The organism is Pseudaquabacterium rugosum (genome assembly GCF_038066575.1).
GTDB classification, from domain to species: domain Bacteria; phylum Pseudomonadota; class Gammaproteobacteria; order Burkholderiales; family Burkholderiaceae_C; genus Pseudaquabacterium; species Pseudaquabacterium rugosum.
The window spans coordinates 13,628-26,485 of sequence record NZ_JBBUTF010000013.1 but is presented as its reverse complement, the minus strand read 5'-3'; the positions used below and the strand labels follow the sequence as shown (position 1 = coordinate 26,485).

11 protein-coding genes are annotated in these 12,858 nt (G+C 72.9%); 4 read left to right on the top strand and 7 right to left on the bottom strand.

The window, feature by feature from the left end:
* Positions 1-68: 68 nt before the first annotated feature.
* The 4 genes from rlmD to surE form a co-directional block, all read right to left on the bottom strand.
* Positions 69-1,433, bottom strand: coding sequence for a 23S rRNA (uracil(1939)-C(5))-methyltransferase RlmD (gene rlmD / locus AACH11_RS14565; RefSeq protein WP_341374969.1), 1,365 nt, complete (start codon positions 1,431-1,433; stop codon positions 69-71).
* Positions 1,434-1,478: 45 nt separating this feature from the next.
* Complete coding sequence (locus AACH11_RS14560; RefSeq protein ID WP_341374968.1) at positions 1,479-2,528, bottom strand: peptidoglycan DD-metalloendopeptidase family protein; 1,050 nt, start codon at positions 2,526-2,528, stop codon at positions 1,479-1,481.
* A gap of 158 nt (positions 2,529-2,686) precedes the next feature.
* Positions 2,687-3,496 carry a protein-L-isoaspartate(D-aspartate) O-methyltransferase gene (locus AACH11_RS14555; RefSeq protein ID WP_423228752.1) on the bottom strand — a complete coding sequence of 270 codons (810 nt, stop codon included), beginning with the start codon at positions 3,494-3,496 and terminating at the stop codon, positions 2,687-2,689.
* Between the two features lie 77 nt (positions 3,497-3,573).
* Entirely contained in the window at positions 3,574-4,344 is a 771-nt protein-coding gene (surE, locus tag AACH11_RS14550) for a 5'/3'-nucleotidase SurE (protein WP_341374967.1), read from the bottom strand.
* Positions 4,345-4,515: 171 nt separating this feature from the next.
* Between surE and AACH11_RS14545 the strand changes: the two genes are divergently transcribed.
* From AACH11_RS14545 to AACH11_RS14530, 4 genes are all read left to right on the top strand, one after another.
* A complete protein-coding gene (locus tag AACH11_RS14545; protein WP_341374966.1) occupies positions 4,516-5,256 on the top strand; it encodes a LuxR C-terminal-related transcriptional regulator in 741 nt (246 codons plus the stop codon).
* A 52-nt stretch (positions 5,257-5,308) separates the two neighbouring features.
* Positions 5,309-7,621 (top strand): sensor histidine kinase, encoded by a 2,313-nt coding sequence (locus AACH11_RS14540; protein WP_341374965.1) that lies wholly within the window; start codon positions 5,309-5,311, stop codon positions 7,619-7,621.
* Positions 7,622-7,749: 128 nt separating this feature from the next.
* The gene (locus AACH11_RS14535; RefSeq protein WP_341374964.1) at positions 7,750-9,009 is read left to right on the top strand and encodes an NAD(P)/FAD-dependent oxidoreductase; all 1,260 of its coding nucleotides are present in this window, start codon (positions 7,750-7,752) and stop codon (positions 9,007-9,009) included.
* A gap of 158 nt (positions 9,010-9,167) precedes the next feature.
* The gene (locus AACH11_RS14530; protein WP_341374963.1) at positions 9,168-10,484 is read left to right on the top strand and encodes a ProQ/FINO family protein; all 1,317 of its coding nucleotides are present in this window, start codon (positions 9,168-9,170) and stop codon (positions 10,482-10,484) included.
* Between the two features lie 60 nt (positions 10,485-10,544).
* Here the strand turns inward: AACH11_RS14530 and pqqE are convergent, their stop codons facing one another.
* From pqqE to pqqC, 3 genes are read right to left on the bottom strand one after another with little or no spacing between them, the layout of a single operon-like run.
* Positions 10,545-11,735: a pyrroloquinoline quinone biosynthesis protein PqqE gene (pqqE, locus tag AACH11_RS14525; protein WP_341374962.1), complete on the bottom strand. Its 1,191-nt coding sequence runs from the start codon at positions 11,733-11,735 to the stop codon at positions 10,545-10,547.
* Positions 11,736-11,755: 20 nt separating this feature from the next.
* The gene (gene pqqD / locus AACH11_RS14520; protein ID WP_341374961.1) at positions 11,756-12,091 is read right to left on the bottom strand and encodes a pyrroloquinoline quinone biosynthesis peptide chaperone PqqD; all 336 of its coding nucleotides are present in this window, start codon (positions 12,089-12,091) and stop codon (positions 11,756-11,758) included.
* Complete coding sequence (pqqC, locus tag AACH11_RS14515) at positions 12,088-12,849, bottom strand: pyrroloquinoline-quinone synthase PqqC (protein ID WP_341374960.1); 762 nt, start codon at positions 12,847-12,849, stop codon at positions 12,088-12,090. The genes pqqD and pqqC overlap by 4 nt, the downstream gene beginning before the upstream one ends.
* Between the last annotated feature and the right edge of the window lie 9 nt (positions 12,850-12,858).

Below are 12,858 nucleotides of genomic sequence, written 5' to 3'. Positions count from 1 at the left end.
CACAGACCGTGGGCAAGGCCAGGGCCGACCAGGCGCCGCTGCCCATGCCAGCGGCCATCGCGGCGCCCTCAGGCGCGCTCGAACACCGCCATGCTCTCGACGTGGGCCGTGTGCGGGAACATGTTGACCGCGCCCGCCGACACGCAGCGGTAGCCGGCCTGATGCACCAGCAGCCCGGCATCGCGCGCCAGCGTCGCCGGGTTGCAGCTGACGTAGACGATGCGCTGCGGCGGCGTCCAGCCTTCGCGCGGGGCCGCATGGAGATCAGCCAAGGCCTTGGCGAGCGCGAAGGCGCCTTCCCGCGGCGGATCGATCAGCCAGCGTGTGGCCTGGCCATAGGCCACCACATCGTCCGGCCCCAGCTCGAACAGGTTGCGCGCGGCGAAGCTCGCCTTGTCCGACAGCCCGTTGCGGGCCGCGTTCTGGCGCGAGCGCTCGACCAGCGTCTCGCTGCCCTCGATGCCCAGCACCTCGCGGCAGCGGGTGGCCAGCGGCAGCGTGAAGTTGCCCAGACCACAGAACCAGTCGATGACCCGCTCGTCGGGCTGCGGATCGAGCAGGCGCACCGCCCGGCCGACCAGCACGTTGTTGATGTGGTGGTTGACCTGGGTGAAGTCGGTCGGCTTGAACGGCATCACGATGCCGAATTCCGGCAGGCCGTAGGCCAGCTCGGGCCCGCCGGCATCCAGCAGATGCACCGTGTCCGGCCCCTTGGGCTGCAGCCACCACTGCACGCCGTGCTCGACGGCGAAGGCCCGCAGGCGCGCCTGATCGGCCTCGGTCAGTGGCTCCAGATGACGCAGCACCAGGGCGGTCACGCGCTGGCCGTCGGTCTCGCCGATGGCCAGCTCGATCTGCGGCAGGCGGTCGCGCTGGTCCATGCCGCCGATCAGCGCCCGCAGCGGCAGCAGCAGCGCACTGACCTGCGGCGGGAGCACCGGACAGGCCTGCATGTCGGCCACGTAACGGCTCTTGCGCTCATGGAAGCCGACCAGCACCACGCCCTTCTTGGCGACGTAGCGCACCGACAACCGCGCACGGTAGCGGTAACCCCAGGTCGGCCCCTCGATCGGGCGCAGCAGCCGCTCAGGGCGCAGATCACCGGCCAGATGCCGCAGGTTGTCCTCCAGCACGCGCTGCTTGATCGCGACCTGGGCCGAAGCCTCCAGGTGCTGCATCTTGCAGCCCCCGCAAGCCCCGGCATGCAGACCGAAATGCGCACAGCCCGGGGTCACGCGCAGCGGACTCTCGCGACCGATCTCGGTCAGCGTGCCCTGCTCCCAGGCGTTCTTGCGCCGCCCGACCTGCACCCGCACCCGTTCACCGGGCAGCGCGCCCTCGATGAACACCACCTTGCCTTCGGCGTTGCGCGCCACGCCCTGGGCTTCGAGGTCGAGCGAGTCGACCGTCAGCCAATCCTGTTCTGTCGTCATGCCGCGGATTATCCGGGCGCCGCGGCCGACGTCCGGCCCGAGCCTTCAGCGCGCCGGCAGCACACCCAGCGGATCGACCGGCTTGCCGTCGCGGCGCACCTCGAAATGCAGCACCACGGCATCGGCGTCGACCGAGCCCATCTCGGCGATCTTCTGGCCGCGACGCACCACCATGTCCTGCGTGACCAGCAGCTTGCGGTTGTGGCCGTAGGCGCTGATGAAGCGCGCGTTGTGCTTGATGATGACCAGGTTGCCGTAGCCGCGCAGCGCATCACCGGCGTAGATGACCCGGCCGTCGGCGGCCGCCAGCACCGCATCGCCGGCATCGCCCGGGATCTGGATGCCGCGCGAGCGGCCCTCCTCGAACCGGGTCGAGGGCCGGCCGGCCACCGGCCAGGACCAGGCGAGATCCGACTCGGCCGGGGCCGAGGCCGGGGGCTCGGCCCGCGACGGCTGGACCGGCGCGCTGGCCGCGGCCGCGCCACCCGGATGAGCGGACGGGGCCGCCGGCGCCGATGCGGCGGCCGCGGATGTGAGCGGCCCCGCCGACGCGGCGGCACCTGACGCAGCGGAAGAAGCCGGCCGACCGACGCCCGGCGCCGGGCCGTCGCCCGTTGCCGGAGCGGCGGCGCCCGCGACAGCCGGCGCACCCGACACACCTGGCGTACTCGGCACCCGGGCCGGGGTCGCGGCGGGCCCACCGGCACCACCAGCCGCACCCGCGCCCGTGACGGGCCGGCTGGCCGCCACCCGTGCGCCCGGCACCAGCACTTCACCGCCCGGCGGAACCACGCGCAGCACGTCACCGACCTCGATGCGGTCGGGGTTGTCGATCTGGTTCCAGCGCACGAGGTTGCGCCAGTTCTGGCCGTAGAGCTGGGCGATGCGGATCAGCGTCTCACCGGACTGCACCTGGTGGTGGCCGGGCTGGCCCAGGTTCTCGATGCCGCGCGGGGGCCGCGCCTCGCCGGCAGCAGCGGGGGCCGCCCCCGTCGCCGAACCCGGCACCGCACCATCCACGGCCGGATCGACGGGCCGGACCGGCGGCGGCGTCGGCCGCGCCGGACGCGGCGGCGCCTTGCGCGCAGCGGCCACCCGCTCCTCGACCGGGGCATGCGCCCCCTGACCCGCACCCGGGCTGGCGCATCCGACCAAGGACACACCCGCCAACAGCAGACATCCCGTCAGGAACGGCACCCGCGACGCCCCCCGGTCCGCCCGAACATCACGGCGGAACCCACACACCTCTGGCCTCATGCGGCTCCTGTCTTCAATGGCACGAACAGCACGCCCTCATGTTCGCTGCGGCGCAAACCCTCGGCCGTGCGGTCGACGACGACCAGCACCTGCGCCTGGCAACCCGGCGCGCGCATCGGCGCCACCAGACGCCCGCCCGGGGCGAGTTGCTGCAACCAGGCCTCGGGCAGACTGTCGCCTCCGGCCGCGGCGATGATGGTGTCATAGGGCGCCCGCGGCGCGTGCCCCAGGCAACCATCGCCATGCAGCAGATGCACGCCCTCGACGCCCGCGAGCTGCAGATGACGCAGCGCCTTCGCGTGCAAGGCCCCCAGACGCTCGATCGACACCAGCTCCCGGCTGATCAACGCGAGCAGCGCAGCCTGGTATCCACAGCCGGTACCGATCTCCAGCACCCGCCCCAGACTCGCGCCGCGCCCCGGTGCGCCCAGCGCCAGTTCCAGCATGCGGGCGACGACCGAGGGCTTGGAGATGGTCTGGCCGAGGCCGATCGGCAGGCTGGTGTCCTCGTAGGCCTGGATCGCGAGCGCGGAATCGACGAACAGGTGCCGCGGCACGCGGGAGAAGGCATCGAGCACGCCCGGATGGCGGACACCATCGCCGTGCAGACGGCGCACCATGCGCTCGCGCACCGCCTGTGAGTCGAGCCCGAGCCCGCTGGGCACCGGGCGCCGCACCGCATCGCGGGCGGCCTGGTGCAGCAGCTGCTGCGGCCGGACCAGCGTGCCGTCGCGCGGGCCGGGCACACGCGCCGGCGCCCCCGCGGCGGGCAGGCTGGCCGGGAAACGTGGCGCATCCGCGCGCACCGGCTCCGCCCGCGGCGCTTCGGCACGCGACGGCGTGGCGCCGGCCTGCGGCGCCCGCGGCCGGCGCCCGGCCTGACTCACCCGGCGCCTCCGCCCAGACGGTCCGCCCAGCCGGCCAGACCGGCATGGTGGGTCAGATCGACCTGCAGCGGCGTGATCGAGACCGCACCCTGGGACGTCGCATGGAAATCGGTGCCGTCGCCGGCGTCGCGCGCATCACCGGCCGGACCGATCCAGTAGATCGTCTCACCGCGCGGGTTGACCTGGCGGATCACCGGCGAGCTGGCATGGCGGCGCCCCAGACGGGTGACGCGGCGCGGCAGCTGGTCGGCATCGGCACGGTTCGGGATGTTCACGTTCAGCAGGAAGGGCTCGGCCGGCAGACCGTCGCACAGCAACTGCTGCACCAGGGCCCGCGCGGTGCGCGCCGCCGCCTCCAGGTGCTGCCAGCCCTTTTCCACCTGGGAGAACGCGATCGCCGGCACCCCGAACAGGAAGCCCTCCATCGCGGCCGCCACGGTGCCGCTGTAGAGCGTGTCATCGCCCATGTTGGCGCCCTGGTTGATGCCGCTGAGCACCAGATCGGGCCGCTGGTCGAGCACGCCCGTCAGCGCCAGGTGGACGGTGTCCGACGGCGTGCCGTTGACGAAGCGGAAACCGGTCTGCGCGCCCCCCGGGGCGGCCTCGAAGATCTGCAGCGGGCGGTTGAGCGTCAGCGCATTGCTGGTGCCGCTGGCGTTCTGCTCGGGCGCGATCACCTGGACCTGCCCGAGATCCGCGACGGCCGCGGCCAGGGCCGCCAGACCGGGTGCGAGGTAACCGTCGTCATTGGCGATCAGGATGCGCATGCCGCGCATTGTAGGCAGCCCGCTGCCCCCCCCCGGATCACCCGGGCCGCCGGCCCGCCACACGGACCCTACCCCCACGATCACAGACCTTCACCGCGCCACCGGACGATGCGGACACGATTCCCCCCATCATCTACGCTAGCATTCGCTTCCAAGGAGAGGTGACTACACATGGCCGTCAAGGTCCTCATTCTTGAAGACAACCCGGTGGCACGCAGCTTCCTGTGCCGCGTCGTCCGGGAGAGCTTCAGTGACCAGATCTCGATCACCGAATGCGGTGACCTCGAGAGCGCTCGCCACCAGATCCGCCTGACGGGCGGAGCGAGCGGCCTGCACGGCGTCGACCCGTTCAAGCTGATCCTCGTCGATCTCGAGTTGCCCGATGGCAACGGCATGGAGCTGCTCGAGGAGCTGGCGCAGTACCCGGCGACCAAGGTCGTCACCACGCTGTACTCGGACGATGACCACCTGTTCCCGGCCCTGCAGCGCGGCGCCGACGGCTACCTGCTGAAGGAAGACCGCTTCGAGGTGCTGGTCGAGGAGTTGCAGAAGATCGTGCGCGGCCAGCCGCCGCTGTCGCCCGCCATCGCACGCCGTCTGCTGGGTCATTTCCGCCAGGGCCGCGTCGATGGGGGTCCGGGTCGCGACTCCGGCTTCACGGTGCCGGGCGAGCTCGCTGGCGGCACGGCCCCGGTGGCCATCGAGAAGGTGCCCGACCACGAGCGACTGACCCCGCGCGAGAGCGAGGTCCTGACCTACCTGAGCAAGGGCTTCACGATCAAGGAGATCGCCAGCCTGATGGGCATCAAGTGGTTCACGGTCAACGACCACATCAAGTCCATCTACAAGAAGCTCAACGTTTCCAGCCGCGCGGAAGCCGCGGTGCTGGCGACCAAGCAGGGCCTGGTCTGAACCGACGCGGCGCCACGGGCGGCCGACGCCCGGCCGCGCTTCCGTCGCGCGCATGACTTCATCCCCTTCCCTGGACACCCTGCCCCCGCAAGCGGCGGCACCACTGCCGTCCGCCCCGGCCTGGATCGAGGCCCTGATCGGCGGCGACGACGACGGTGCGCCGGCCGAGGAGCAGCGCCCGCAGCACCGCGGCCGACGCCTGGCGCTGGCCGCCCTGCTGCTGGCCGCCCTGCTGAGCCTGTGGCTGCAGGCACTGGCCGCCCTGCCGATGCTGCCGGTGCGCGTGGATGCCCAGGGCCAGCTGGCGCTGGCCCATGACGATCTGGAGTCCGGGTCGGCCACGGTGCGGTCCCTGTCGCGTGCCGACGGTGCCCGCCTCGACGCGACCGAGGCCCGCTGGCAAGGGTCGCCGCGCTGGACGCCCGACCCCCAGGCCCGTGAACGCCTGCAGCAGACCCAGCGCTGGCTGGCCGATGCCGCGGCCGACGGCCGGCCGGTGACGCTGCTGCTGAGCGACGGTCGCCAGGTCGAGCGCACCTTCGAGCCCCGTGGTCTCGGCCGCCTGGGCGCCGTGCCGTGGGTGATGGCCGGACTGACGCTGCTGATGCTGGCCAGTGCGGGCAGCCTGCTGATCGGGCAGGCCCGCGGTCCCGCCCGGGCCTTCTCCGCCATCGCCGCGGCCCAGGCCCTGAGCCTGGCCGCCAGCGCCGCCGAATGGCTGCCCGGCCTGCCCGGCACCGCCTGGCCCGGCAGCTGGCCGCTGGCCGTGCGCTGGCTGCCGGAGCTGCTGGTGCTGGCGCTGGTGCTGCACCTGGCACTGCACTTCCCCCAACGCAGCCCCCGTCTGCGTGAGCGCCTGGTGCTGGTCTGGGGCGCCGCCGCGGCCAGTCTGGCGCTGCTGGCCTGGCAGGCGACGGCCAGCGTCTGGTGGACCGTGCAGATCCTCACCAGCCTGGGCTGGCTGGCCACGGCGGCGTTGATGGCGGGCGCCCGCCAGGCCGGCGTCTCGCCGCTGGCCGCACCGCTGCTGCGCCTGGCGCTGCTGGCCACCATCAGCCATGCCGGACTGGGCCTGCTGCAGGCCGTGGGCCTGAGCAGCGAGGCCCTGCGCGCGACGCTGCTGGGCGGCGCGAGCGGTGGAGGCGCCGGTCTGCCGCTGGGCTGGAGCCTGGCCTGGCAGGTCCTGTGCGGGCTGTGCGTCGCGCTGATTCCGCTGCTGGCCGGCTCGGCCCGCAACCGCAGTGAACTGGCCCTGGTCCTCACCTTGGCCGCCGGCGCCTGGCTCGGTGGCCTGGGCCTGAGCGGGCTGTGGGCCCATGCGGCCGGCCCGATCACCGAGGGCCCGCTGCGCCCCGTGCTGATCGCGTTGGCCAGTCTGTCCAGCGGTGCGGCGCTGACCGGCGCACTGTGGTGGGCCGCGCTGCGCTGGCTGCCGCCGCTGCCGCTGGGCAATGCACCCGGGGCCGAACGCATGTTCGATGCGCTCTACCGTGCGGCACGCACGCTCGAGACCCATCCGGAAGATGCCGGCGGCCCGCTGTCACAGCTGCTGGCCGAGGTGTTCCAGCCGCGCGAGCTGCTGCACAGCCCGACCGGCGCGCTGCGCATCCGCATCGTCGGCGATGGCACGACGATGATCGTGCCGGTGCCCGCCCTGGTGCGCAACGCGCCGCCCGGCGGATCGCTGGTGCTGCGTCACCTGAACCAGGGCCGGCGGCTGTTCAGCCGCGACGAGCTGCGGCTGTGCGAGCGGATCATCGAGCAGCTGCGCCGCGCCGTCACCCACGCCCACGCCGTCGAACAGGGACGGGACGAGGAACGCATCCGCATCGCGCAGGACCTGCACGACGACATCGGCGCCCGCCTGCTGACCCTGATGTACAAGGCACCCGATCCGGAGATCGAGGGCTACATCCGCCACACGCTGCAGGATCTGAAGACGCTCACGCGCGGCCTGGCGGCCGGCCAGCACCAGCTGAGCCACGCCGCGGCCGAGTGGAAGGCCGATGTCAGCCAGCGCCTTCACATCACCGGCTGCGAGCTGCGCTGGCACTTCAGTGCCGACCAGGATCCGACACTGAGCGTCGTGCAGTGGTCGGCCATCACCCGGGTGCTGCGGGAGCTGGTCAACAACGTGATCGCCCACGCCCAGGCCAGCCAGGTCGAGGTGTCGCTGCAACTCGAACGGGGCCAGCTGATGCTGGGCGTCAGCGACGATGGCCGTGGCCATGACCCTCAGACCTGGTCCCATGGACTGGGCCTGGGCGGCGTGCGCAAGCGGGTCAAGGTGCTCGGCGGCCACGTGCAGTGGCAGGAGCGTCAGGGTGGCGGCATCCGCTGCGAGGTCAGGGCACGGCTGAGCTGAGGACGCCATCCCGAGAGCACACCGTGCCCGCGGCTGACGCCGTTCATCTGACACGTTACCCTTGCCGACCGGAGCGGATCGCCATCCCCACGACGGGTGAGCGGCCCGCGTGACAGGAGAACCATCCGATGCCTGAGACGTCCACCGCAGCGGCCGGCCGCCCGCCGCCGATCATCGTCGTCGGCGGTGGCCATGCGGGCGTGCAGCTCGTGGCCGCTCTGGCCGATGCGGGCGCCAGCGCGGGGGTGCAGCTGGTCTGTGACGAGCTCTGGGCGCCGTACCAGCGGCCGCCGCTGTCCAAGCAGTTCCTGCGAGACGAGCGCCTGGACCTGAATCCGCTGCGCCCCGAGCGCTGGTATCTGGAACGCGGGGTCGAGCTGCTGGCCGGCGACGAAGCCGTGCAGATCGATCGTCAGCACCGCAGCCTGCGCCTGGGCAGCGGCCGGGTGCTGCCCTGGAGCCGCCTGGTGCTGGCCACCGGCGCACGCGCGCGCCGCCTGCCCGGCCTGCACGACGGCCTGGAGAACGTGCACACGCTGCGCCAGGCGGCCGACGCCCAACGCCTGCGCCACGCGCTGGCCCACGCGGACGAGCTGACCGTGATCGGCGGCGGCTTCATCGGCCTGGAGGTCGCGGCATCGGCCCGGCTGATGGGCCGTCGCGTTCGGGTGATCGAGACCCGGGCGCGGCTGCTCTCGCGCTCGGTCTCGCCCGCGCTGGCCGACCACGCACTGCAGCACCACCGGGCCCAGGGCATCGAGGTGCATCTGGGCGCCGTGGTCAGCGCCTGGGAGCACGACGAGCACCGCTTGCAGGCGGTCATCGTCGACGGCCGGCGCCTGCCGGTCGACCAGCTGGTGCTGGGCGTCGGCGCGTTGCCGCGCACCCAGCTCGCGCAGGATGCCGGCCTGGCCTGCGGCGACGGGGTGCTGGTCGACGCCTGCCTGCGCAGCAGCGATCCGGCGATCCTGGCCATCGGCGACTGTGCCCGCTGCACCCCGGCCGACGGCGGCTCACCGCTGCGCCTGGAGTCGATCCAGAACGCGCAGGATCAGGCCCGGGTGGCCGCCGCCACGCTGCTCGGCGATCCGCGGCCTTACCGGCCCCAGCCCTCGTTCTGGAGCGAGCAGGGCGCGCTGCGCCTGCAGATGAGCGGCCTGCTGCCTGCGGGCGGCACCGGCGAGCCCCCGGTGCGCAGCGTGCGGCGGCCGCTGGCCGGCGGCGACGGCTTTTCGCTGCTGCACTACGCGGGCGATCAGCTGGTCTGCGTCGAGTCGGCCAATGCACCGATGGACCACATGATCGCGCGCAAGCTGCTGGAGGCCGGACGCACGGTGGCGCCACAGGCGGCGGCCGACCCGCGACAGCGGCTGCACGACTGGCTCTGAATCGGCGCCTGGCCGCGCGGCGCGGGCCGTGGCATGACGCCTGACAAGGGGCGCAACCGACATCCGCAGGGTCCCGGTGTGCGAACGGCGCTGAAGCAGGGACAATCGCGCCCTTTCCAGCAGCATCTGGCGTGCACCGTGTGTGCCGCCCGGCCACCATGTCCGAGAATCAGAAGCCGTCCGACAGCGCCATTCCCGAGGTCGTCGCGGCGCCCGCCCAGAGCACGCCGAGGGTCGATGCCGCGACGGATGTCGCCGCGCCGGCCACGTCCGAGGTCGCCCCCTCGGCCCCCGAGGCGACCGCATCGCCGACCGAAACGCACACCGATGCTGCGGCCCTGGCACCCGCCGGGACGGCCGCCCTGCCCGCCGCTGCCGAGTCGACCGACGCCCCCCCGGCAGACGCGCCCGAAGCGCCTGCGGCCGGCCCGGCGACCGATGGCCCGGAAATCGACTGCGCGGCCGAACTGCGCACGCGTTTTCCGGCGCTGTTCGCCGGCAGCCCGAAGCCGATCAAGCTGCGGGTCCATGTCGACATCCAGCAGCGCGCGCCGGGCGTGTTCAGCAAGACGGCGCTGTCGGCCTTCTTCCGCCGCTACACGCACACCACCGCCTACCTGCAGTCACTGCTGCGGCACGAACAGCGCTTCGACCTCGACGGCCAACCCGCCGGCGAACTGAGCGCCGAGCACCGCCAGCTCGCCGAGCAGGAAGTGCAACGCCGCCGCGCGCTGCAGCGCGAGCGCTCGGGCGGCCGCGAGGCCGGCCCGCGGGGCCGACGCCAGGAGGCCGGTCCGCGGAGCGCCCCCGGCACCGCGCCGGAGGGCACGACGGGTGACGCTGCAGCCGCGGCCACGCCGGCCGATGGTCGTCCCGCACGGCGGCCGGGTGGCCGTGGCCCCGGCGGGGCGGCGGACCGCGGCACGGGCCGGAGCGACGGCCGCCAGGGCCCGCGCGCGGACGGACCGCGTCGCGAACGCGGCGACACCCGCCCGCAGAACCGTCCGACGGAAGCCGGTGGCACGCCATCGACCGAGGCCCAGCCGGCCACGGCCGCACGCACCGAGCGCCCGGCACGCACCGAGCCGCGCCCGGAAGGCTCCGCTCGCCGCGAAGGAGGGCCCGCCGGCCGCGGCCGGCCGACCGACGATCGCCGGGGCCCGGGCTCCCGCCGGGGCGACGCCGCCGGCACGCCGGGTCGCGGCCCGCGTGAAGGACAAGGACGCCCGCCGCGCGGCGATGCCGGTCACGAGATGCGGCGCCCGCCGAACGTCAGCCACGAGGCGGCACCGCCGACCGGCGCGGATCCTGAACGTCAGGCCCGCTGGCAGCTGCTGCGCGAGTTCGAGCGCTCGCCGTTCACGCTGGCCAATTTCTGCACCCTGAAGGGCCTGGATCCGGCCGAGACCGGTCGCCAGATCGAGATGGCCCGCCGTGAGAGCGGTCAGCCGGCCGGCGGCAAGGCCCGCGGCTGAGGATCCGCGGCGCGCGGACGCCGGCCATCGCGCCAGGCCCGCCGGGCCTGGACGCTGCGCTCAATCGGCAGCGGATCCGTCCGCCCGGGCCGGCTGCAGTGGGGCATCGGCCCAGCGCAGCGAGTTCGCACGGTCGCGGTAGATCAGCGGCCGCTCGCGCGGCATGGCCCGCTCTGTGAACTGGATGCGGGACTCGGCCGCATCCACCGCCGAGCGCACCGCGCCGTGATGCGGGCTGCGCGTGCAGGCCGGGTCTGCCGCCTCGGCATCCTGGGTCAGCATCCAGGCCTGACAGCGGCAGCCACCGAGATCGCGCTCCTTGTGCTCGCAGCTGCGGCAGGGCTCCTTCATCCAGCCCGTGCCGCGATAACGCTGAAAGCCGTCGGACGCGTACCAGCCCTGTTCGACCGAGGTCTCCCGCACGTTCGGGAACTGCAGCCCGGGCAGCATGCGTGCGGTGTGGCAGGGCAGCATCGCGCCATCGGGTGCGACGGTCAGCATGGTCGAGCCCCAACCGTTGACGCAGCGCTTGACCGTGCCCTCGTGGTAGTCCGGCGCGACGAAGAAGATGCGCATGCGGCCGTCCAGCCGCCGCCGCCAGTCATCGGTCACCCGCTCGGCCTCGACCAGCTGGGCCCGCGTGGGCAGCAGCTGGTCACGGTTGAGCATGGCCCAGCTGTAGTACTGGGTGTTGGCCAGCTCCAGGTACTCGGCCCCGCAGTCGGCCGCCATCGCGATGATGCGGTCGATGTGATCGATGTTCAGGCGATGGATGACGACGTTCATCACCATCGGCCAGCCCTGCTCCTTCAGCAGACCCGCCACGCGCTGCTTGAGATCGAAGGTGCGGGTGTGCGAGAGGAAGTCGTTCATCTCCCGCGTCGAGTCCTGGAAGCTCAGCTGCACGTGGTCGAGCCCGGCGGCCTTCAGCGCGGCCGCCCGCTCGCGCGTCAACCCGACGCCCGACGTGAGGAGGTTGGTGTAGTAGCCCAGGCGACGCGCCTCGGCGACCAGTTCCTCCAGGTCATCGCGCAGCAGTGGCTCGCCGCCGGAAAAGCCGCATTGCACCGCCCCGAGCGCACGGGCCTCGCGCAGCACGCGCAGCCAGTCGGCCGTGCCCAGCTCATCCTCATGTCGCGCGTAATCGACCGGGTTGTAGCAGAACACGCAGTGCAGCGGGCAGCGGTACGTCAGCTCGGCCAGCAGCCACAGCGGCGGCCCGGGACGATCAGGACTCGGATCGGAGGACATCGGCGTGAGGCGCTCGTGGATCAATGCGGCCGGTCGAGCACCAGCCAGCGCTGCTGACGGGCGATGGCGACGAAGCCCAGCACGTCGGCCGTCAGGCCGGTGGTCGCGAACTCGGTCTCCAGCTCGGTGATGAGGGCGGACAGCGTGCGCTGGCCATCGCAGCGGCTGAGGATCTCACCGGCACTGCCGTTGAGCCGCACCATGCCTTCCGGATACAGCAGCACCCAGGCCTGCTGGGCCTGCTCGTACTGCAGGCGGAAGCCCTCGCCGATGGCGGGCCGGGCGGCCAGCAGCGCCGCATCCGGGGCGTCAGGCGCCGCGGCGGTCGTCGCGGCGAGCGGGCTGTCCGCGTTCATGCGGCCTCCTGCGGCGCTCGCGCCAGACCCTCGGCCGCCGACTGCGGATCGACCCCGTAGCGCAGCGCCATCGCGTCGTTCATCGCCCACAGGATGTCGAGCTTCATCTGCAGCACGTCGAGCGCGCGCTGCTGCTGGGCCCGCGTGGTGAACCACGACAGCGTGACCTCCAGCCCCTGCTCGACATCGCGCCGCGCCTGGCTGACCCGGTTGCGGAAGTACTGCAGCCCGTCACGGGCGATCCACGGGTAGTGCTCGGGCCAGGTGGCCAGGCGCTGCTTGTGGATCTCGGGCGCGAACAGCTCGGTCAGCGACGAGCACACCGCCTCCTGCCAGGGCGCCCGGCGCGCGAAGTGCACGTAGTGGTCGACGGCGAAGCGCACGGCGGGGATCGCGTGGCGCTCGTCGAGGATCTCCTCGCGGCTCAGGCCGGTGGCCTCGCCCAGGCGCAGCCAGGCCTCGATGCCGCCCGGATCGTTGATGCCACCGATCTCGAAGCCGTCATGGTCGAGGATGCGCTGGATCCAGCTGCGGCGCACGTCGCGGTCCGGGCAGTTGGCCAGGATGGCCGCGTCCTTGATCGGGATCGCGACCTGGTAGAGGAAGCGGTTGGCGACCCAGCCGCGCACCTGCTCGGGGCTGGCCCGGCCGCGGTTGAGCATCAGGTTGAACGGATGGTGGATGTGGTAGCTGCGGCCGCGCTCGCGCAGCCGGGCCTCGAATTCCTCGCGGCTCCAGGCCAGACCCGGGGTGCTCATGTCGGTCTC

Coding starts and splice junctions, on each gene's coding strand:
- rlmD (WP_341374969.1), bottom strand. CDS start 1,433: ATGACGACAGAACAGGATTGGCTGACGGTCGACTCGCTCGACCTCGAA.
- surE (WP_341374967.1), bottom strand. CDS start 4,344: ATGCGCATCCTGATCGCCAATGACGACGGTTACCTCGCACCCGGTCTG.
- AACH11_RS14545 (WP_341374966.1), top strand. CDS start 4,516: ATGGCCGTCAAGGTCCTCATTCTTGAAGACAACCCGGTGGCACGCAGC.
- AACH11_RS14540 (WP_341374965.1), top strand. CDS start 5,309: ATGACTTCATCCCCTTCCCTGGACACCCTGCCCCCGCAAGCGGCGGCA.
- AACH11_RS14535 (WP_341374964.1), top strand. CDS start 7,750: ATGCCTGAGACGTCCACCGCAGCGGCCGGCCGCCCGCCGCCGATCATC.
- AACH11_RS14530 (WP_341374963.1), top strand. CDS start 9,168: ATGTCCGAGAATCAGAAGCCGTCCGACAGCGCCATTCCCGAGGTCGTC.
- pqqE (WP_341374962.1), bottom strand. CDS start 11,735: ATGTCCTCCGATCCGAGTCCTGATCGTCCCGGGCCGCCGCTGTGGCTG.
- pqqD (WP_341374961.1), bottom strand. CDS start 12,091: ATGAACGCGGACAGCCCGCTCGCCGCGACGACCGCCGCGGCGCCTGAC.
- pqqC (WP_341374960.1), bottom strand. CDS start 12,849: ATGAGCACCCCGGGTCTGGCCTGGAGCCGCGAGGAATTCGAGGCCCGG.